Origin of the sequence: Streptomyces sp. OR43, from assembly GCF_008042275.1 — a bacterium.
In the GTDB taxonomy this organism is placed as follows: Bacteria; Actinomycetota; Actinomycetes; order Streptomycetales; family Streptomycetaceae; genus Streptomyces.
On sequence record NZ_RDBK01000043.1, the window covers coordinates 4358961 to 4378164 of the forward strand.

Genomic DNA, 19204 nt, shown 5'->3' on the forward strand with positions numbered 1-19204 from the left:
AGCCCGTCCGGCGATTGAGGACGGAACCGGCCACCCAGGGGGTCCGCGCACGCGAAAAGGCGTGGAGCACGGGACCGTAATCCGTAATCCACGCCCTGGAACAGGGGAATGACAGGGGCCGCGGCGAGGTGCGAGAGGGGGCAGGGGCCGGTTCCTTCAGGTCAGGAGGCCGGACCACCACCCACACCACCGCACTGGCATCGCACCACCGCCGCGGCCTCGTCCTGCCCGCGCCCCGCACAACCCCTCATCCGGGTGGGCGCGACGACGCGAGCAGGGCTTGTACAGGAGGCGCTCAGTCCTCGCGCAGGGCGCGGACGGCCTCCTCCACGCGCTTGCCGTACTCGGCGTCCGCGGCGTGGAAGTGGGCGAGGTTCTTCTCGATCACGTCATCGCGCGTGACCTGCGACAGGCCCCCCGCGATGTTGGCGATCAGCCGGCCCTTCTCGTCGTCCGACATCAGCCGGTACAGCTCACCCGCCTGGAAGAAGTCGTCATCCTTGGTGTGGGCGGGCGCCTCGTGCGTGCCGGTCCAGCCCTGGACGGCGATCGGGGCGGAGAACGCCGCGTCCGTCTGGGCCGGGCCCGCGTACGAGTTGGGCTCGTAGTTCTTGTCGTGCCGGGCCCCGTTGCGCGTGGCGTGCAGCCCGTCGCGGCCGTAGTTGTCGACGACGGCGGTGCGCGGCGCGTTCACCGGCAGATGGGTGTGGTTGACGCCCAGCCGGTAGCGGTGCGCGTCCGCGTAGGCGAACAGCCGGCCCTGGAGCATCTTGTCCGGGGACGGGCCGATGCCGGGCACGAAGTTGTTCGGGGAGAACGCGGCCTGCTCCACCTCGGCGAAGACGTTGTCCGGGTTCCGGTCCAGGACCAGCCGGCCCACCCGCTGGAGCGGGTAGTCGCTGTGCGGCCACACCTTGGTGAGGTCGAACGGGTTGAAGCGGTAGTCCGGGGCCTCGGCGGCCGGCATGACCTGCACGTACAGCGTCCAGGACGGGTTCACCCCGCGCTCGATGGCCTGGAGCAGGTCCGTCTGGTGGGAGCTGGCGTCCTTGCCGACGAGCTCCGCGGCCTGGTCGGCGGAGAGCGAGCGCACGCCCTGGTTCGTCTTGAAGTGGTACTTGACGAAGAAGGCCTCGCCCGCGGCGTTCGTCCACTGGTAGGTGTGCGAGCCGTAGCCGTTCATGTGACGGTACGAGGCGGGTATGCCGCGGTCGCCCATCAGCCAGGTGACCTGGTGCGTGGCCTCGGGTGCGTGCGCCCAGAAGTCCCAGACGTTGTCCGGCTCCTGACGGCCCGTGAACGGGTCGCGCTTCTGCGAGTGGATGAAGTCGGGGAACTTGATCGGGTCCTTGATGAAGAACACCGGGGTGTTGTTGCCGACAAGGTCGTAATTGCCCTCGTTCGTATAGAACTTGAGGGCGAAGCCGCGCGGGTCGCGTACCGCGTCCGCGCCGCCGAGCGAGTCGGCGACCGTCGAGAACCGGATGAACGTCTCGGTGCGGCGGCCCACTTCCGAGAGGAAGTCCGCGCGGGTGAAGCCGGTGACGTCGTCGGTCACCTCGAAGTATCCGTACGCGCCGGACCCCCGGGCGTGCACCACGCGCTCCGGGATGCGCTCCCGGTTGAAACGGGCGAGCTTCTCCAGGAGGTGACCGTCCTGGAGGAGGATCGGGCCGCCGGCGCCGGCGGTGGCGGAGTTCTGGTTGTCGGCGACCGGGGCGCCGGACTCGGTCGTAAGCACGCGCTGCGTCATGGTGTCGGGGCGACCTTCCGTACGGGAGCTGCTGAACTGCGACGGCCTGAGGGCTCGGGGGCTCCAGGAGCGTAAGTACGCTCCGAACCCGACGTCAACAGTTTGTTGAAATTCATGGTGGTGGGGCTGGTGCGTGGAGAGGTGTTCCGGACGGCGCCGGCGCCTGGGCGCGACAGGACAGGTGTCAGCGCCGACGCCGCCCGGAAGTCTGTGGGCCGGGGGATACGCACCCGGCGGGGGTGGTGCCGGCCGGGCCCGCGCGGGGCCCGGCCGTATACGGAGGTCAGTCCTGGACGGGCCGGCCGGACAGACGCTCGACCGAGCGCAGCAGTGCCGAGTGGTCCAGCCCGCCGTCGCCCTGGGCGCGCAGCGAGGCGACGAGCTGGGCGACCACGCCGCCGACCGGAAGTGCGGCACCGACGTTGCGGGCGGCGTCCGTGACGATGCCCATGTCCTTGTGGTGCAGGTCGATCCGGAAGCCCGGAGCGAAGTTCCGGTTCAGGAAGTTGTCCTTCTTGCGGGTCAGCACGGTCGAGCCGGCCAGCCCGCCGTTGAGGACGTCGAGCGCGGCGGCGAGGTCGACGCCCGACTTCTCCAGGAAGACGACGGCCTCGGCGCAGGCCTGGATGTTGACCGCGACGATCAGCTGGTTGGCCGCCTTCACCGTCTGGCCCGAGCCGTGCGGACCGCACAGCACGATCGTCTTGCCCAGCGCGTCGAGCACCGGCTTCGCGGCGTCGAAGTCGGCCTGCTCGCCGCCCACCATGATGGACAGCACGGCCTCGATGGCGCCGGCCTCGCCGCCCGAGACGGGGGCGTCCAGGACGCGGATGCCCTTCTCGGCGGCGTTCTTCGCGAGGTCCACCGAGGTCTGCGGGGTGATCGAGGACATGTCGACCAGCAGCGCGCCGCGCTTCGCGTTCTCCAGGATGCCCTCGGGGCCGTACGCGATCGCCTCGACCTGCGGGGAGGCGGGCACCATGGTGATGACCACGTCCGCGTCCTTGACCGCCTCGGCGATCGAGGAGGCGCCGGTCCCGCCGGCCGCGGCCAGCCGGTCGACCTTGTCCTGCTCCAGGGTGTAACCGGTGACGTCGTAACCGGCCTTGATCAGGTTCTCGGACATGGGCGAGCCCATGATGCCGAGCCCGATCCACGCAACCTTGGGGAGGTTGTTGCTCATGAGGGTGCCTTCCGATTCAGCGTGTGTACGAGGAGGAGTCCGCTGCCCTCAGCGGGCGGCCCGCGCGGTGGCCGGGAGCCACGCGAAGGACTCGGCGCCCGTCCGGTCGCCCGGCTTGTACTCCAGGCCGACCCAGCCGTCGTAACCGGCCTTCGTCAGCTCGTCGAGCAGCTGCTCCAGCGGGAGCGAGCCGGTGCCGGGCGCCCCGCGGCCCGGGTTGTCCGCGATCTGGACGTGACCGGTCCTGTCGGCGTACGCCGCGATGACCTGGCTGAGGTCCTCGCCGTTCATCGACAGGTGGTACAGGTCCAGGAGGAACTTCGCGTTGCCGAGGCCCGTCGCCGCGTTGACGCGGTCCACGACCTCGATCCCGGCCGGTGCGCTGACCAGCGGGTAGCGCGGCGACTCCGGCTTGTTCAGGGTCTCGATCAGCAGGACCGCCCCGATCCGGTCGGCCGCGCGGGCGGCGAGGACCAGGTTCTCCAGGGCGAGTTCGTCCTGCGCGGCCGGGTCGACGCCGTCGACCCGGTTGCCGTAGAGCGCGTTCAGCGCCTTGCAGCCGACCGAGGCGGCGAAATCCGCTGCCACCTCGATGTTGGCCCGGAAGCGGTCCGACTCCGTGCCGGGCACGGAGAGCGCGCCGCGGTCGGGGCCGGGCAGCTGTCCGGCGTAGAAGTTCAGCCCCACCAGCTGGGTGCCCGCCTCGTCGAGCGCCTTCTTCAGCGCGTCGAGCTCGGCCTGCGGAGGGGTGGGGGTCTCGATCCATGGCCACCACAGCTCGACCGCCGTGAAGCCCGCCGCGGCGGCTGCCGCGGGTCGCTCCAGGAGCGGGAGTTCCGTGAAGAGGATCGAAAGGTTCACATCGAAGCGCTGGTCCGGGTAGCCCATGAGGGTTTCGGCGCTCCTTCCGTATTGCGGAAGTTAGTTTCTGCTTAACGGAAGATTGCCCGGCGGGTGGGGGCGATGTCAAGGGGGTGTCCGGAAATCGGGCCCCGGACAGACCGAAGGCGGGGCGGAGGCCTGCCCGGCCCTCCGCCCCGCCCCGCGTGTCCGCTACCGGATCACCCGGCCGGCACCGTGTCCTGGAACGTCGTCCCCGCCGTGCGGAACGCGCTCACCTTGGCGCTGACCTGTGCCGGGGTGAGGACCTGGTCCTTCACGTGCAGCACGTAGTCCACCTGCTGGTCGTACGAGCGGGGCGCCGTGCTCGTCTGGCCTGCCAGGTCGATCAGCCACTGGTTGAAGTTGATCGACATGCCCCGCTCCGGCAGATACGCCGCTCCGTGGGTCCCGAACAGCTGACCGTCGACGTAATACGTGATCGCGCTGTCGTCGATGGTCACGACCAGGTCGTGCCAGCCCGCGAAGCTCTGCCGGGCCTCGCTGTGCGCGTTGACCGCCTCCCACGGGTCCGGGCGGTAGGTCTCCCACGAGGTCGTGTAGAGGATGTTGCCGCTCTCGCCCCAGCCGCCGTTCGGCAGGTACTCGAAGTCGTATTCCGCGTAGTCGTCCGCCATCGGCGCCTTGAGGTCGTTGATGGTGAAGAACGTCTGGACGAGGTGGTCGCCGTCGGGCCCGGAGACCGGCGCGTCGTCGAACTTCACCCGGGCCGCGTAGGTGCCGTTGCGGAACTTCATCGACTGGGTCAGGATCTCGGTCTGCTTCGTCGACTCACCGCTGCCCGCGGTCGACGTCTCCAGGTTCATCACCGAGTTCCCGCTCTGGGCGGCGAACGTGATGTTCTCCGGAGCCCAGGTGGCGCCGGGCACACCCGGTCCGCCGGAGTTGGACCGGACGCTCCAGCCGTGCGCGGCGATCCGCGGGTCCGTGTGCCCGCTGTAGTCGAAGTCGTCGAACAGTGTCGGCGCGCCCTCCGGCGGATCGGTCGGGTCCGTCGGATCGGTCGGGTCGGTCGGGTCGGTGGGATCCGTCGGGCCGTTGCCCTCCGGGACCTGGCCCCACACCGTGGCGCCGGCCAGTTGCGCGGTCACCTTGGACCAGTCTCCGTACGCCGTCCGGCCCGCGTCGAAGGAGTAGTCGTCGCTCTGCACCAGGGTCTGCCAGCTCGACCGGTAGAAGCGCAGCTGCATGTCACCGGTGTCGGCGCCCGGGGCGAGCGATCCGGCACCTGAGGTGAAACCGATCTCCAGGTAGCGGTCGGCGGTGGCGGTCGGGGAGGCGAGCGTGGCGAACGTACCGGTGATGTTCGCGCAGCCCTTCACCGCCCAGGAACAGGCGAACCGGTAGGCGTCGCCCGCCGCCTCGCCCTTGAAGTAGTAGCGGACCTTGACGGCGCTGAGCTGTACGGCCGCGCTGCCGGTGTTGCGCACCTTCAGCCAGGGCTCGCTCTGGTCGGCGGTGGCTCCCGGCGCACTGGTGCGGTACTGCACGCTGAGCGATCCGCCGGCCGCGCTCGCCGGTGACGGGACGGCCGCCAGGGCCGTACAGCCCAGGGCCACGGTGGCGGCGGCTGCCGCCATCGCGCGGATCCGGCTCTTCGCGAGTGACTTCATGAACGTGTTCCTCTCCGGAACGGTGGTGGGGGAGTGGTTCCTGCGGAGGTGGCGCTGTTCCTGGGGAGTCCTATCGAGGCGGCGCCTTTCCCGGGGAAGCGGCCTGGAGCGACCGGGGGTTCAGGGGGCGGTAGCCGACGCCCAGGGCGTCGAGCCGTGCCGTGTGCCGGCCGAGACGGGACACGAAGCCGGGCCAGTCGCTGCGACCGCCCGACCAGGCCCGGTCCGCCAGGGCGCACAGCCGTGGGTAGGTCAGGTACTCGATCTGCTCCGGCGTACCGGCGTACTCGGTCCACAACTGTGCCTGGGTGCCCAGCACGCGGGCCGCGTCCGCCGCGTCCCAGCCGTCCGGCGCCGGCCGGTGGCCGTGGACGGCCCGCAGCCCGACGGGCGGGCCGGGCTGCGCGGCCGGTTCGCCGGGGTCGGCGGACTGGGCGTAGTCGAGGTACGTGGCCCGGTAGTGCGCGGCGACCACCTGATGGCCGCGGCGGGCCGCAGCCAGCGCGTGGGCCGGGTCGCGCCACGTCATCACCGTGAATTCGGGGGGAAGTTCGGTGCCCGTCTCGGCCCAGCCGACCGGGCGCCTGCCCTGCTCGGCCAGGAAGGATCCGATCCGGCCCATGAACCAGCCGTGCAGCGCCCGGGCGCCGGGCAGCCCCTCGGCGGCGGCCCGCGCCCGCGCCGCCGGACTCGCCTCCCACTCCGCGGTCGGGCACTCGTCGCCGCCGACGTGGATGTACGGCGACGGGAAGACGTCCATGACCTCCTCCAGCACCGACCGGCAGAAGTCGAAGACCTCCTCGTGGACGCCGAACACCGTGTCGCAGACGCCCCAGCGGGTCCACACGTCCAGCCGCCGGCCGGGGTTGTTGCCCAGCTCGGGATGGGCGGCCAGCGCCGCGCGCACATGACCGGGCATCTCGATCTCCGGCACCACCCGCACCCCGCGCGCCGCCGCGTGGCGCACCAGGTCCCGCAGTTCCTGCCGGGTGTACGCCCCCGAGTGCGGAATCCCGTCGAAGTTCTCGTCGAGGCGTCCCGGCGGGCCGGACATCGACTGTCTGCGGTGGCCGCCGATGCCGGTCAGCCGGGGGTAGGCGGGGACGGGCATGCGCCAGCCCTGGTCGTCGGTGAGATGGAGATGGAGGGTGTTGAGCTTGTGCAACGCCATCAGGTCCACGTACCGGCGCAGATAGGACACCGGCTGGAAGTGCCGGGCCACGTCGAGCATCGAACCCCGCCAGGAGTGTGCGGGTACGTCGCTGATCTCGACACAGGGCAGCAGCCACGGCGCGTCGCGCTGGGCGGTGCCCGACAGGGCCTCGGCGGGCAGGAGCTGGCGGATCGTCTGCACGCCGCAGAGCAGGCCCGGGAGCCGCGCGGCGCGCAGGAGCAGGGAGTCGGGGCCGATGGTGAGCCCGTACCCCTCCTCGCCGAGACCGCCGAGCTGAGGGTCGAGTGCCAGCACGACGCGGCCGGTGGCGGAGGGCGGCAGGGGCAGGCCGGTGGCCGGGGCGAGCAGGGTGCGCAGCAGGTCGGCGGCGCCCTCCGCGCCGGGGTAGGCCCGGATGGCGGTGTCCTGGTCGAGGGTGAACCGGCCGGGGCGGACCGAGACCTTGCGGGGGCGGGGCACGAGGGACTGTTCCGGGCGTGATGCGGGCACGGGTGGCCTCCGGGTTCGGATCTCGGGCGTCAGCCCTTGACGGCGCCGGCCGCGAAGCCGGAGGTGACATGGCGCTGGAGCAGCAGGAACACGACCAGCGCGGGCAGGGCGAAGAGGGTCGAGGCGGCCATGGTGGCGCCCCAGTCGGTGCCGAAGGTGTTCTGGAACGACGACAGCCAGACCGGCAGGGTGCGGCTGTCCTGGTGCTTGATGATCAGGAAGTTGGCGTACGCGAACTCGTTCCAGGCGGTGATGAAGCCGAACAGCGAGGTCGCCATCAGTCCCGGTGCGAGCAGGGGCAGCGCCACCCGCCGGAAGGCGCCGGTCCGGGTGCAGCCGTCGACCTGGGCGGCCTCCTCCAGCTCCGGCGGAATGGTGGCGATGAAGCCGCGCAGCACCACGATCGAGAACGGCAGCGTGACCATGAAGTAGACGAGTGTGAGGGTCGGCAGCCGGTCGAGCATGTCCGTGTCGCGGGAGATGATGTAGATCGGGATGATCAACGACTCCCAGGGCGCCATCTGGGCGATGAAGACCATGAGCATGAACTGCCGGCGCCCCTTCCAGCGCATCCGGGCCACCGCGTACGCCGAGCCGATGGCGACCAGCAGCGCCAGCAGGATCGCGCTGAGCGTCACCAGGACGCTGTTGCGCCAGAACAGCTCGAACCCGTCGGCCTGCACGGCCGTGCGGAAGTGGTCGAGCGTCCAGGTGTGCGGGAAGAGCTTCGGATCGGCGGTCTGGATGTCCCGCGACGGTTTGAAGGCGGTCGAGATCATCCAGTAGACGGGGAACAGACAGACCAGGACGGTCAGTACGGCGGCGGCGTTGAGCGGGATCCGCCGGAGTCTCGGGCGCAGCAGGGTCATCGGTACTCGTCCTCCTGGCGGAACATCTGACGGAAGTAGAGGACGAGCACCCCGGACATCAGGACCACGGTGATCATCGAGGCGGCCGAGCCCAGGTCGTAGCGCTGGCCCGCGAGTGCCTTCTGCACCGCGTACACGGGCAGGATCGTCGTGGCGTCGCCCGGACCTCCGCGCGTCATCACCCAGATCTGGACGAACGCCTTGAACGTCCAGATCACTTCGAGCGAGAAGACCAGCAGGAAGATGGGCCGGAGGACCGGGAAGGTCACCGAGCGGAAGATCCGTGAACCGGACGCCCCGTCCAGCCGCGCCGACTCGTACAGCTCCGCCGGAACCGTGGTGAGCGCCGAGTAGACGGTGATCGCCGCGAACGGCACCGACTGCCAGACGATCAGCAGGACCAGGATCGAGAAGGCGGCGGTGCCGTGCGCGAACCACGGATAGCGGTCGAAGGACGCGAACCCGGCCTCGGTCAGCAGCCGGTTGACGATGCCGAACTCGGAGTGGAACAGCCACTGGAAGACCGTGGTGGCCGCGACCACCGGCATCGCCCACGCCAGCACCAGCGAACTGAGCACCACCGTCCGGCCGAACCGGCCCAGCCGCTCGGTCATCAGCGCGACCAGGGTCGCGATCACCATGATCAGGACCACGTTGACCGCCATGAACAGGAAGGTGCGCCGCACCACCTCCCAGAACCGCGGATCGGACAGCAGCGTCCGGTAGTTCCGCAGTCCGACGAACTCCGCGTCGCCCATGATCAGCTGGCGCAGCCGGAAGTCCTGCAGCGAGATCAGCACGGCCCGCAGCAGCGGGTAGAGCAGCAGATAGAGCATGCCGCCGACGGCGGGTGCGATCAGGACGTACGGCCAGAAGCCGCGCGGCTCCCCGGACCGCCGCCGGCGCGGCGGTCCTGCCGTGCCGGTCGCCGGGCGACGCAGGCGGCTGGGGGGTGCGGTCCGTTCCCGGATGACCGACACGGCACGCCTCCTCTCGGTGGTCGGGCGGATGGGTGGAGGCGTCAGGAGGCGGTGTTCATGGCCCGGGTGATGTCGGCGGAGGCCTTGGCGGCCTCCTTCGCCGGGTCGCCGCCGGTCAGGACGGCCGCCATGTAGTCCTTGATCGGGTTCTCCGCCTCGACGGCGGCCCAGCCCGGCGTGTTGGGCGTCGCGTGCCCGTTCGCCGCACCGGCCGCCATGGCCGCGGCCCCGGGATCGGCCGCCACCGCCGAGGCGAGGGTCGTGCGGTTCGGTACGTAGCTCATGGCCACGGCCAGCTTCTTCTGCCAGGCGTCACCGGTGAGTTCCTTGACGAAGGCCAGCGCGGCCTCCTGCTTGCCGGACGCCGTGGGAATCACCAGGTCGGAGCCGCCGGTGAAGACGGCGCCCGGGGTGTCCGCGCTCTTGCCGGGGATCGGGAAGAAGCCGAGCTTGCCCTTCAGCTCCGGGTTCTTCTCCATGACGACGTTCGCGCCGCCCGGGGTCGAGATCACCTGGGCCACCTTCCCCTGGGCCATCACGTCGGCCTGCGGCGGGGAGTCCTCGTCCGAGTCCTTCGGCCCCTTGCCGAGTGCCTGGAGCTGTTCGTAGAACTTCATGCCGCGCAGTGCCCCGGGAGTGTCCAGCGCGCCCTTCCACGTGCCACCGGACTCGGTGGCGAGGTCGCCGCCCTCGTCCCAGACGAAGCCGGCCAGGGCGTACCACATCTGCCCGGGCAGATAGATGCCCTGCGTGCCGCCCTTGTTGAGCTTGCCGGTGGCCTCGATCCACTGCTCGCGCGTCTTGATCGCGGACGCGTCGACTCCCGCCTTCTCGAACAGGTCGGTGCGGTAGATGACGACGCGGTTGGCCGCGTAGTACGGGATGCCGTACTGCTTGCCCTCGTACGCCCCCGGCTCGGCGAGGCCCTTGAGCCAGTCCTTGCCGTTCAGCTCCTCGACCTTGTCGCTGAGGTCGAGCAGGCCGCCGCTCTGCGCGAACTGGGCGACCTGGGTGTTGCCGCTCTCGATCACATCGGGAGCGTCGTTGCTGGCCAGCGCGGCGGTGATCTTCTCGCCGATGCCGTCCCACTCCTGGATCTGGACCCGGACCTTGATCGTGGGGTGGGCGGCCTCGAAGCCCTTCACGAACTCCTTCTGGAACGCGGCGGAGACGCTGTCGCGCATCAGCCACACGTCGATGCCCGTCCGCCCGTCGCCGGACGTGCCGGCCGAGTCGGACGACGAGTTGCAGGCACTGAGAACGGCGGCCATCACGAGCGCGGACCCACCGGCAAGCAAGCGGTACTTCACGGTTCACCTCTGGAGGACAAGGACCTGACCACCTGACCAGTGAAGCCCACTGGACAGCTCACCTCTTGATGGTGGATGAAGGTGGCATAGACCAATGGGACCGTCAACCCCCTTGGTAACTATGGGTTTTGGTGATCTCTCGGAAATGTGGACCGGGATGATTGACCGGGGACCGGCTACACTTCCCTTGACCAGTAGTCGAGTTCGCCGCACTGGTTGCTCAACTGGTAAGTGAGAGAAACGTCAGGAGGGGCAGCGCATGGACGCCGACGCATCGGGAACGGTGCTCAAACGGGAACGGGCCCGCGACGCCGTACTGGAGCTGATCGAGTCGCGCCGCCCGGGGGACGCCATCCCGTCGGAGCGCGCGCTGTGCGCCACGCTCGGCGTCTCGCGGCCCACCCTGCGCGCCGCGATCGACGAGCTGGTGGCCGTCGGCCTGCTGGTGCGCGAGCACGGCCGCGGCATGTTCGTCGCACCCGCGAAGATCACCCAGGAGCTCGTCTCGGCCGACCTGGCCCTGACGGTCCCGCAGGCGGCGGGGGCCTGGTCGAGCCGGCTGCTGGAGTTCACCACCCTCCAGGCCGGCGCCCGGGTCGGCCGCAAACTGCGCATGTCGCCCGCGGCGGAGATCGTGTACGTGGCCCGGCTGCGGCTCGTCGACGGCGCCCCGATGGCCATCGAGCACCTGCACATCAGGGCCGAGCTGGTCCCGGGCCTCTCCGCCCAGGAGCTGGAGCACGGCGACCTGTACGAGCATCTGCGCGAACGCCACGACGTGCACGTCCACGAAGCGGTCCAGGCCATCGAGCCCACCGTGGTGACCCGGGCCGAGGCCCGGCTCCTCGACGTGCCGGAGCTGTCCCCGGCCCTCCTCTTCGAGCGGCTGACCTCGGACACCACCGGCTGTCCCGTGGAGTACGTGCACTCGCTCTACCGCGGCGACCGCTACCGGATCGTCTCCCGTCTGGCCCTCGGCCCGGCGGCCGCCGTGGAGCCCGTGGAGGGTGGACACCACCCGGGGATCCCGCCGGGCGATTTCGCCCAGGGGGACCCGATCACGTCGTCCACCCGGGGCGACATCCAGTCCGGTGACTGACCCGGAGGCCGCCCCCGTACCCGCCGCGCGCACCACGCCACGGCCGGTGCGTCTCTTGTGCGGGCCGACCGCGGGAGACCACTGTGGCTGACACATCCGACGCCACCGACCCCACGAGGTGCCTCGCATGACATCGTCCACCCGCCGCCGCACCGTCCTCGGCGCACTCCTGACGGGCGGCCTCCTCGCCGCCGCCCCCACCCTTCCCACGAGCGAGCGCAGCCCCGGCCCGCCGCCGCACCCGGCGAAACCCGGGGCGCGCCGGACCGGGACGCTCTTCCTGGGCACGTACACCTCGACCACCCCCGGCGGCACCGGCATCGGCGTCGCCTCGTACGACGCGGCGACGGGCGGGATCACCTCCCGCACCGTCGTCATGGGCGTCGAGAACCCCTCGTACCTCGCGGCGCACCCCGACGGCCGCACGCTCTACGCCGTCGACGAGCAGCAGAACGGCGGCGTCACGGCCGTCGCCCTCGCCGCCGACGGCGGCTTCCGGGTGCTGGGGTCACAGCCGACCGGCGGCGCCGGCCCCTGCCACCTCTCGGTCCACCCGGGCGGGCGGTGGCTGCTCAGCGCCAACTACACCTCCGGCAGCGTCGCCGTGCACCCGCTCGCCGCCGACGGATCGGTGGGGGAGCGCACCGACCTGGTCGCCCACACCGCGCCCGCCCCGGGGCCCGGCCAGGAGGGCCCGCACGCCCACCAGATCGTCACCGCTCCCGCCGGAGGCCATGTCCTCGCCGTCGACCTGGGCAACGACACGGTGTACACGTACCGGCTCGACGAGGACCGCGGCACCCTGGAGCAGCTCTCGTACGCCGCACTGCGCCCGGGCGCCGGACCCCGCCACCTCACCTTCCACCCGGACGGCCGCCACGCCTACCTCGCCTGCGAGCTCGACAACACGGTCGTCGTCTGCGGATACGACCCCGCCACCGGCACCCTGGCCCCGGGCGCCCCGCAGTCCACCGGAACCGGCGCGGGCACCAGCTATCCCGCCCAGCTCCTGGTCACCGGCGACGGCCGTTTCGCCTACCTCGCCAACCGGGGACACAACAGCCTCACCCGGTACGCCGTCGAGAACGGCGGGGCCGCGCTCCGCCTGCTGGACACCGTGCCGGTGGGCGGCGACTTCCCCCGGCACACCGCCTTCTCCCCGGACGGGGCCCTCCTCTTCGCCGCCAACCAGCGGTCCGGCACGGTCACCGCCTTCCGGGTCGACGCGGACAGCGGTGCCCTGAGCCCGGCCGGGCGCCCGTTCCCCGCCCCGGCGGCGGTCTGTGTGCTGCCGGTGTAGGGCGTGCGCGGGTGAGCTGCCGGTACAGCGCGTGCGCGGGTTAGGGTCGTGCCCGAGCCGCGGGGCGCCCCGGACGCGGCGCGACGCATGAGGGAGACACAGTGCGCTTGAGAGTGGAGTTCACCACCGAGCCGTTCGATCTCGACGAGGCACCGGCCCACGCGGTCGTGGCCCGCGAGGTCATCCAGTCGGCCGAACTGGACGCGGTGGACGTCGGCCCCTTCGGCAACACCGCGGAGGGCGGCGCCGACGAGGTGCTCACCGCGGTGGACTCCCTGCTGCGCCAGGCACTGGCATCCGGTGCCACCCGGGTCTCGCTCCAGGTCAACGTCATCGGGGAGGACCCGAAGTGACCGGTGCCGCGGACCACCCGCTCGTCGCCGCCGTCAAGCCGCTCGTCGACGCCATGGGCGCCGAGTTGCTCGGACCCGAGCAGGCGCAGGCCGACGACGTCGTCCTGGCCTGGGAGGGCGAGGACGTCATAGCCGTCCGGCTGCCCCAGCTCTCCGACTCGCTGGACCACATCCTGGCCGCGATGGAGCGCCGGCACGGCAGGCCGCTCGCCGAGCTGGACCGCAGGACCAAGCAGGAGGTCGTCCGCACCCTGGAGGCACGCGGTGCCTTCTCGGTGCGGCACGGCGTCGAGACCGTGGCGGGGGCCCTGGGCGTCTCCCGCTTCACCGTCTACAACTACCTGAACCGGGAAAACGGTTCCAAGGCCGAGTAGTTGGGCGCTCGGGTAGATGTAAACGGCATATGAACGGGGGAGCCGTCGTCCGGATCACCGGGCGACGGCTTTTTACATGCACGGAATTTCAACAAAGTGTTGACGTGGTGTTGTGGAGGGCGTTAGCTATCCGCAGCCCGACCGACGCACAGCGAAAAACAGCCACGGAGGCTCCCGTGACTTCGAGCTCCACACCGGGCCTCGCCCGGTTCAACACCCTGGCGGACGACGAGGCGGCGACCGCGTTGCACGAGATCTGTGCCAGTGCGGCCTGGGGAAGAGCGATCCTCTCCCGCCGTCCGTACGCCACCGCCGAAGCCCTGTTCTCCGCGAGCGACACCGCCACGGCGGCACTCGACGCGCGGGACCTGGCCGAGGCCATGGCCGGTCACCCGCCGATCGGCCGCCCGAAGCCCGGGGACCCGACCTCCTCCCGTGAACAGCGGGGGATGGCCGGCGCCACCGAGGAGCTCAAGGCCGAGATGCTCGAACTGAACCTGGCCTACCAGGAGCGGTTCGGACATGTCTTCCTGATCTGCGCCACCGGTGCCACCGGTGAGCAGATGCGCGACGCGGTGAAGTCCCGGACCGGGAACACGCCCGAGCAGGAGCGCGCCATCGTGCGCACCGAACTGGGCAAGATCAACCGCATCCGCCTCACCCGTCTCGTCACGGAAGGCTCGTAAGAGCTCGTCACGGACGGAGAGCCCGTAACGGAAGGAGAGTGAAGGTCTTGAGCACCTTCGCCACCGCATCGGTGTCCACCCACATCCTGGACACCAGCATCGGCCGCCCCGCCGCAGCCGTCACCGTCACGCTCGCCGCCCGCTCGGGCGGCGACGCGCAGTGGGTGGCGCTCGGCGGATCCGCGACCGATGCGGACGGGCGCTGCAAGGACCTGCCGGCCCTGCCGGAGGGCACCACCCACGTACGGCTCGACTTCGAGACCGAGTCGTACTTCACCGCTCAGAAGCAAGCCCAGAAGCAAGCCGAGGCGCAGCAGGACGCCCCCCGCGTAAGGGACAGCGGCGCGTTCTTCCCGGAGGTGGCGATCACGTTCGCCGTCACCCCGGGCGAGCACTATCACGTACCGCTGCTGCTCAACCCGTTCGGCTACTCCGTATACCGAGGGAGCTAGCAGACACATGCCCACGATTCTCGGCCAGAACCAGTACGGCAAAGCAGAGAACCGCGTCGTCAGGATCACGCGGGACGGCGACACCCACCACATCAAGGACCTGAACGTATCGGTCGCCCTCTCCGGCGACATGGACGACGTCCACTACTCCGGCTCCAACGCGAACGTCCTGCCCACCGACACCACCAAGAACACGGTGTTCGCGTTCGCCAAGGAGCACGGCATCGAGTCCGCCGAGCAGTTCGGCATCCACCTCGCCCGTCACTTCGTGACATCGCAGGAGCCGATCAAGGTCGCCCGCATCCGTATCCAGGAGTACTCCTGGGAGCGCATCGCGACCTCGGACAACAGCTCCAGGTTCATCGGATCGGACGAGGTCAACCACTCCTTCGCCCGCAAGGGCCAGGAACTGCGCACCACGCAGATCACCTACGACGGCGAGAAGTGGGAGATCATCTCCGGCCTGAAGGACCTCACGGTCATGAACTCCACCAACTCGGAGTTCTGGGGCTACGTCAAGGACCGGTACACGACGCTCAAGGAGGCGTACGACCGCATCCTGTGCACCGACGTCGCCGCCGCCTGGCGCTACAACTGGACCAGCGACGACGACCGGATGCCCAACTGGGAGAAGTCGTACGAGCAGGTCAAGAAGCACATCCTGCAGGCGTTCGCCGAGACGTACTCGCTCTCGCTCCAGCAGACCCTGTACCAGATGGGTTCGCGCGTCATCAACAGCCGCAGCGAGATCGACGAGATCCGCTTCTCGCTGCCGAACAACCACCACTTCCTGGTGGACCTGGAGCCGTTCGGCCTCAAGAACGACAACGAGGTCTACTTCGCGGCCGACCGTCCGTACGGGCTCATCGAGGCCACCGTGCTGCGGGACGGAGTCGAGCCGCAGATCCCGGTCGACATGACCAACCTCTGACGCGGTGCCGCGCCGGTTCCCGTCCGTCCACAGCGGACGGGGGCCGGGCGGTCCGGAGGGAATTCCCATGGCACAGCCTGCACTTGGGCCCGCGGAAGCAGAAGGCCCGTGTTCCACCCCGCTGGAGAGCCCGGTCCACCCCGTGGGCCGGACGCCTGCCCCGTCGCGGCTCGTCACCGCCGCGCACCGGCCCATCGCCGCCATGTACGCGGGCGTCGTCACCCCACCGCTCATCATCGGACGGGCGGCGGGCCTCGACCCGTCCGGCATGCCCCGGCCGATCGAGGCGAGTGCCCTGATCGCCGCCCGCGCCACACCCTCCTCCGGACGCCCGGCACCGGCGGCTCCGCCGTCCCGTTCGCCGCGCCCGGCTTCTGCGCGGGATTCCCGTCCCGGGCGCGGACCGTCCCGGGTTCCGGCATCAGTGCCGGAACACTCGGCGCGGACCTGCTCGACCTGTTCTTCCACCATCTCGGCACCCACGGCCGCACGGCCGTGGCACTCAAATCCTCCTGGGGTCCTGCCGTGCCCACAACGCTGATGAGAGAAGGAAGCACCATGGCAGCACCGGCAGCCGACCGAGTGGAACGCATCGTCATCGAGAACTGTTCGATCGCGACCGTCGACGCCGACGACACCGAGTACGCCTCGGGCCACGTCGTCGTCGCGGGCAACCGCATCGAGTCCGTCGGCGCGGGCCGGGCACCGGACGGCCTGGAGAACGTCGTACGCAGGATCGACGGCGCCGGGCACCTCGTCACGCCCGGACTGGTCAACACCCACCACCACTTCTACCAGTGGATCACCCGTGGCCTGGCCACCGACCACAACCTCTTCGAGTGGCTGGTCGCGCTGTACCCGACGTGGGCGCGCATCGACGAGCCGATGGCCCGCACCGCCGCGCAGGGCTCGCTCGCCATGATGGCCCGCGGCGGTGTCACCACCGCCATGGACCACCACTACGTGTACCCGAAGGGCTCCGGCGACCTGTCCGGCGCGATCATCGGCGCCGCCCGTGACATGGGCGTGCGGTTCACCCTGGCCCGCGGGTCCATGGACCGCAGCGAGAAGGACGGCGGGCTGCCGCCGGACTTCGCCGTGGAGACCCTCGAAGGAGCGCTGGCCGCTACCGAGGCGACCATCGACGCGCACCACGACACCTCCTTCGACGCGATGACCCAGATCGCCGTCGCACCCTGCTCCCCCTTCTCCGTTTCCACCGAACTGATGCGGGAGGGCGCCGAGTTGGCGCGCCGACGCGGAGTCAGGCTGCACACGCACGGTTCGGAGACCGTGGAGGAGGAGAAGTTCTGCCACGAGCTGTTCGGCATGGGGCCGACCGACTACTTCGAGTCCACCGGCTGGCTCGGCGCCGACGTGTGGATGGCGCACTGCGTCCACATGAACGACTCCGACATCGCCGCGTTCGCCCGCACCGGCACCGGTGTCGCGCACTGCCCGTCCTCCAACGCCCGGCTCGCCGCCGGCATCGCCCGGGTCCCGGACATGCTCGCCGCGGGTGTCCCGGTCGGCCTCGGCGTCGACGGAACCGCCTCCAACGAGTCCGGCGAACTCCACACCGAACTGCGCAACGCCCTCCTCATCAACCGCCTCGGCCCGCACCGCGAACGCGCCCTGAACGCCCGTCAGGCGCTGCGCCTGGGCACGTACGGCGGCGCCCAGGTCCTCGGCCGCGCGGACCAGATCGGCTCCCTGGAGCCCGGCAAGCTCGCCGACCTCGTGCTCTGGAAGCTGGACACCCTCGCCCACGCCTCCATCGCCGACCCGGTGACCGCCCTGGTCTTCGGCGCCGCCGCCCCGGTCACGCTGTCGCTCGTCAACGGCAAGCCGGTCGTCGAGTCCAACCGCCTGACCACCGTGGACGAGGACGCCATCGCCCGCGCCACCCGCGACGAGGCCCGCCGCCTCGCGCAGATCGCCGCCGGAGCCTGACGGCTTCCCGCGGCCCCCGATACCGGCCGGCCGAGGGGGACGGCCCTCGGCCGGCCGCCGTGGACCCGAGCGGGGTCCATGGCAACCGGTGGGGGAGGCGCGTGCCTCAGACGTACGCGCCTCCCGTACCGGTGATCCGAGCTGCCCGCACCAGCTGCACGACCTGCCCCACCTGCACCAACGCACCACACGGGGCCCGGTCCCGGGGACGCATCCGGCACATGTCCCGCAGACCGGTCCCGGCACCACCTCCCTGACACCCACGTCGCCGCAGACGTGTACCCGACCGGAGGAACCGCCGTGGCAGCTACGCCCAGGTTTCGCAACGACGCAAGTGCAGCACCCGACCCGGAATCGTCCCCGTCCGACCGGAAGCATCCGGTCGACGAGACGCTCCCCCCACTGAAGATGTTCACCAGCGGTCTCCAGCACGTGGCCGCGATGTACGCGGGCGTGGTGGCCCCGCCCATGATCGTGGGGCCCGCCGTGGGCCTCAACGCCAAGGAGACCGCCTTCCTCATGGGGGCGAGCCTGTTCACCGCGGGGATAGCCACCCTGCTCCAGACGCTCGGATTCTGGCGCGTAGGCGCCCGGCTGCCGTTCGTCAACGGCGTCTCGTTCGCCGGGGTGACGCCGATGGTGGCGATCGGCAAGGACCGCGGACACGACGGCATCGCCGTGATCTTCGGCGCGATCATCGTCGCCAGCCTCCTCGGCTTCGTCCTCGCGCCCTACTTCTGCAAACTGGTCCGCTTCTTCCCGCCCGTCGTCACCGGCACGGTCATCACCCTGATCGGTGTCTCCCTGCTGCCGGTCGCCTTCAACTGGTCCCAGGGCGGCAACGCCACCGCCGACGACTACGGCTCCACCACCAACATCACGATGGCGGCCGTCACCCTGGTGATCGTCCTCGCCCTGCGGAAACTGCTGCGCGGCTTCCTCCAGCAGATCGCGATCCTGCTCGGACTCGTCATCGGCACGCTGATCGCGATCCCGGTCGGCATCACCGACTTCGGCGCCATCAAGGACGCCGACGTCATCGGCTTCCCCACCCCGTTCCACTTCGGGGCGCCGCAGTTCGAGATCGCCGCGATCGTCTCGATGTGCATCGTGATGCTGGTCTGCATGACGGAGTCGACCGCGGACATGCTGGCCCTCGGCAAGATCGTCGACCGGCCCGCGGACGAGCGCACCATCGAGGGCGGGCTGCGCGCCGACACCCTGGGCAGCGCCATCAGCCCTCTGTTCAACGGCTTCATGTGCAGCGCCTTCGCCCAGAACATCGGGCTGGTCGCGATGACGAAGGTCCGCAGCCGGTTCGTCGTCGCCGTCGGCGGCGGCATCCTCATCCTGCTCGGCCTGTGCCCGGTGGCGGCCTCCGTCATCGCGCTGGTGCCGCTGCCGGTGCTGGGCGGCGCGGGCATCGTGCTGTTCGGCTCCGTCGCCGCGAGCGGCATCCAGACGCTGGCCACCGCCGCGCTGGAGAAGGGCGAGAACGCCCTGATCGTGGCCGCCGCGGTGGGCGTCGGGCTGATACCGATCGCCGCGCCGGACTTCTACCACGCGTTCCCGAAGGACCTGCTCGTGGTCCTCGACTCGGGCATCTCGACCGGGTGCGTCGTCGCGATCGTCCTCAACTTGGCCTTCAACCACCTGGGCCGGAAACCGGGCGCGGAGCCCGACGCGGAGCCGGGAGACCGGGAGAAGGTCGACCCCGCTCCCCTGGCGGTTCACTGACGGCCTGTCCCAGCACTGTGGCGCGTACGGTTCCGTCCTGAAGGCGGC

General features: G+C 70.5%; 17 protein-coding genes and 1 pseudogene. 10 read left to right on the plus strand and 8 right to left on the minus strand.

Going from position 1 to position 19204, the window contains the following annotated elements; translation table 11 throughout:
- Window positions 1-295 precede the first annotated feature (295 nt).
- The 8 genes from EAO72_RS38705 to EAO72_RS38740 all read right to left on the minus strand — a co-directional run bounded on the left by EAO72_RS38705 (window position 296) and on the right by EAO72_RS38740 (window position 10271).
- Window positions 296-1753: a catalase gene (locus EAO72_RS38705; RefSeq protein ID WP_148021666.1), complete on the minus strand. Its 1458-nt coding sequence runs from the start codon at window positions 1751-1753 to the stop codon at window positions 296-298.
- 283 nt (window positions 1754-2036) lie between these two features.
- Complete coding sequence (locus EAO72_RS38710) at window positions 2037-2936, minus strand: 2-hydroxy-3-oxopropionate reductase (RefSeq protein ID WP_148021667.1); 900 nt, start codon at window positions 2934-2936, stop codon at window positions 2037-2039.
- 48 nt (window positions 2937-2984) lie between these two features.
- Window positions 2985-3824 (minus strand): TIM barrel protein, encoded by an 840-nt coding sequence (locus EAO72_RS38715; RefSeq protein ID WP_148021668.1) that lies wholly within the window; start codon window positions 3822-3824, stop codon window positions 2985-2987.
- Window positions 3825-3997: 173 nt separating this feature from the next.
- Window positions 3998-5449 (minus strand): cellulose binding domain-containing protein, encoded by a 1452-nt coding sequence (locus tag EAO72_RS38720; RefSeq protein WP_148021669.1) that lies wholly within the window; start codon window positions 5447-5449, stop codon window positions 3998-4000.
- A 70-nt stretch (window positions 5450-5519) separates the two neighbouring features.
- A complete protein-coding gene (locus EAO72_RS38725; protein ID WP_148021670.1) occupies window positions 5520-7112 on the minus strand; it encodes a beta-N-acetylhexosaminidase in 1593 nt (530 codons plus the stop codon).
- Window positions 7113-7141: 29 nt separating this feature from the next.
- Window positions 7142-7981, minus strand: a complete 840-nt coding sequence (locus EAO72_RS38730) for a carbohydrate ABC transporter permease (protein WP_148021671.1) — start codon at window positions 7979-7981, stop codon at window positions 7142-7144.
- Window positions 7978-8961: a carbohydrate ABC transporter permease gene (locus EAO72_RS38735; protein WP_148021672.1), complete on the minus strand. Its 984-nt coding sequence runs from the start codon at window positions 8959-8961 to the stop codon at window positions 7978-7980. The genes EAO72_RS38730 and EAO72_RS38735 overlap by 4 nt, the downstream gene beginning before the upstream one ends.
- 41 nt (window positions 8962-9002) lie before the next feature.
- Complete coding sequence (locus tag EAO72_RS38740; protein WP_148021673.1) at window positions 9003-10271, minus strand: extracellular solute-binding protein; 1269 nt, start codon at window positions 10269-10271, stop codon at window positions 9003-9005.
- Between the two features lie 259 nt (window positions 10272-10530).
- Between EAO72_RS38740 and EAO72_RS38745 the strand changes: the two genes are divergently transcribed.
- The 10 genes and pseudogenes from EAO72_RS38745 (at window position 10531) to EAO72_RS38795 (ending at window position 19156) form a co-directional block, all read left to right on the plus strand.
- Window positions 10531-11370: a GntR family transcriptional regulator gene (locus EAO72_RS38745; protein ID WP_148021674.1), complete on the plus strand. Its 840-nt coding sequence runs from the start codon at window positions 10531-10533 to the stop codon at window positions 11368-11370.
- A 127-nt stretch (window positions 11371-11497) separates the two neighbouring features.
- A complete protein-coding gene (locus EAO72_RS38750; protein WP_148021675.1) occupies window positions 11498-12670 on the plus strand; it encodes a lactonase family protein in 1173 nt (390 codons plus the stop codon).
- A gap of 101 nt (window positions 12671-12771) precedes the next feature.
- Complete coding sequence (locus EAO72_RS38755) at window positions 12772-13023, plus strand: YkoF family thiamine-binding protein (RefSeq protein ID WP_261991771.1); 252 nt, start codon at window positions 12772-12774, stop codon at window positions 13021-13023.
- Window positions 13020-13397 (plus strand): helix-turn-helix domain-containing protein, encoded by a 378-nt coding sequence (locus tag EAO72_RS38760; protein ID WP_148021676.1) that lies wholly within the window; start codon window positions 13020-13022, stop codon window positions 13395-13397. The genes EAO72_RS38755 and EAO72_RS38760 overlap by 4 nt, the downstream gene beginning before the upstream one ends.
- 176 nt (window positions 13398-13573) lie before the next feature.
- The gene (uraD, locus tag EAO72_RS38765; protein ID WP_187285348.1) at window positions 13574-14083 is read left to right on the plus strand and encodes a 2-oxo-4-hydroxy-4-carboxy-5-ureidoimidazoline decarboxylase; all 510 of its coding nucleotides are present in this window, start codon (window positions 13574-13576) and stop codon (window positions 14081-14083) included.
- A 47-nt stretch (window positions 14084-14130) separates the two neighbouring features.
- Window positions 14131-14535 (plus strand): hydroxyisourate hydrolase, encoded by a 405-nt coding sequence (gene uraH / locus EAO72_RS38770; protein ID WP_148021677.1) that lies wholly within the window; start codon window positions 14131-14133, stop codon window positions 14533-14535.
- Between the two features lie 7 nt (window positions 14536-14542).
- Window positions 14543-15466 carry a factor-independent urate hydroxylase gene (gene pucL / locus EAO72_RS38775; protein WP_148021678.1) on the plus strand — a complete coding sequence of 308 codons (924 nt, stop codon included), beginning with the start codon at window positions 14543-14545 and terminating at the stop codon, window positions 15464-15466.
- Window positions 15467-15820: 354 nt separating this feature from the next.
- A pseudogene (locus EAO72_RS44225) lies at window positions 15821-15979 on the plus strand (purine permease); the annotation flags it as partial.
- Window positions 15980-16024: 45 nt separating this feature from the next.
- Window positions 16025-17419 carry an 8-oxoguanine deaminase gene (locus tag EAO72_RS38790; protein ID WP_148022284.1) on the plus strand — a complete coding sequence of 465 codons (1395 nt, stop codon included), beginning with the start codon at window positions 16025-16027 and terminating at the stop codon, window positions 17417-17419.
- A gap of 300 nt (window positions 17420-17719) precedes the next feature.
- The gene (locus EAO72_RS38795; RefSeq protein WP_148021679.1) at window positions 17720-19156 is read left to right on the plus strand and encodes a nucleobase:cation symporter-2 family protein; all 1437 of its coding nucleotides are present in this window, start codon (window positions 17720-17722) and stop codon (window positions 19154-19156) included.
- Window positions 19157-19204: the final 48 nt, after the last annotated feature.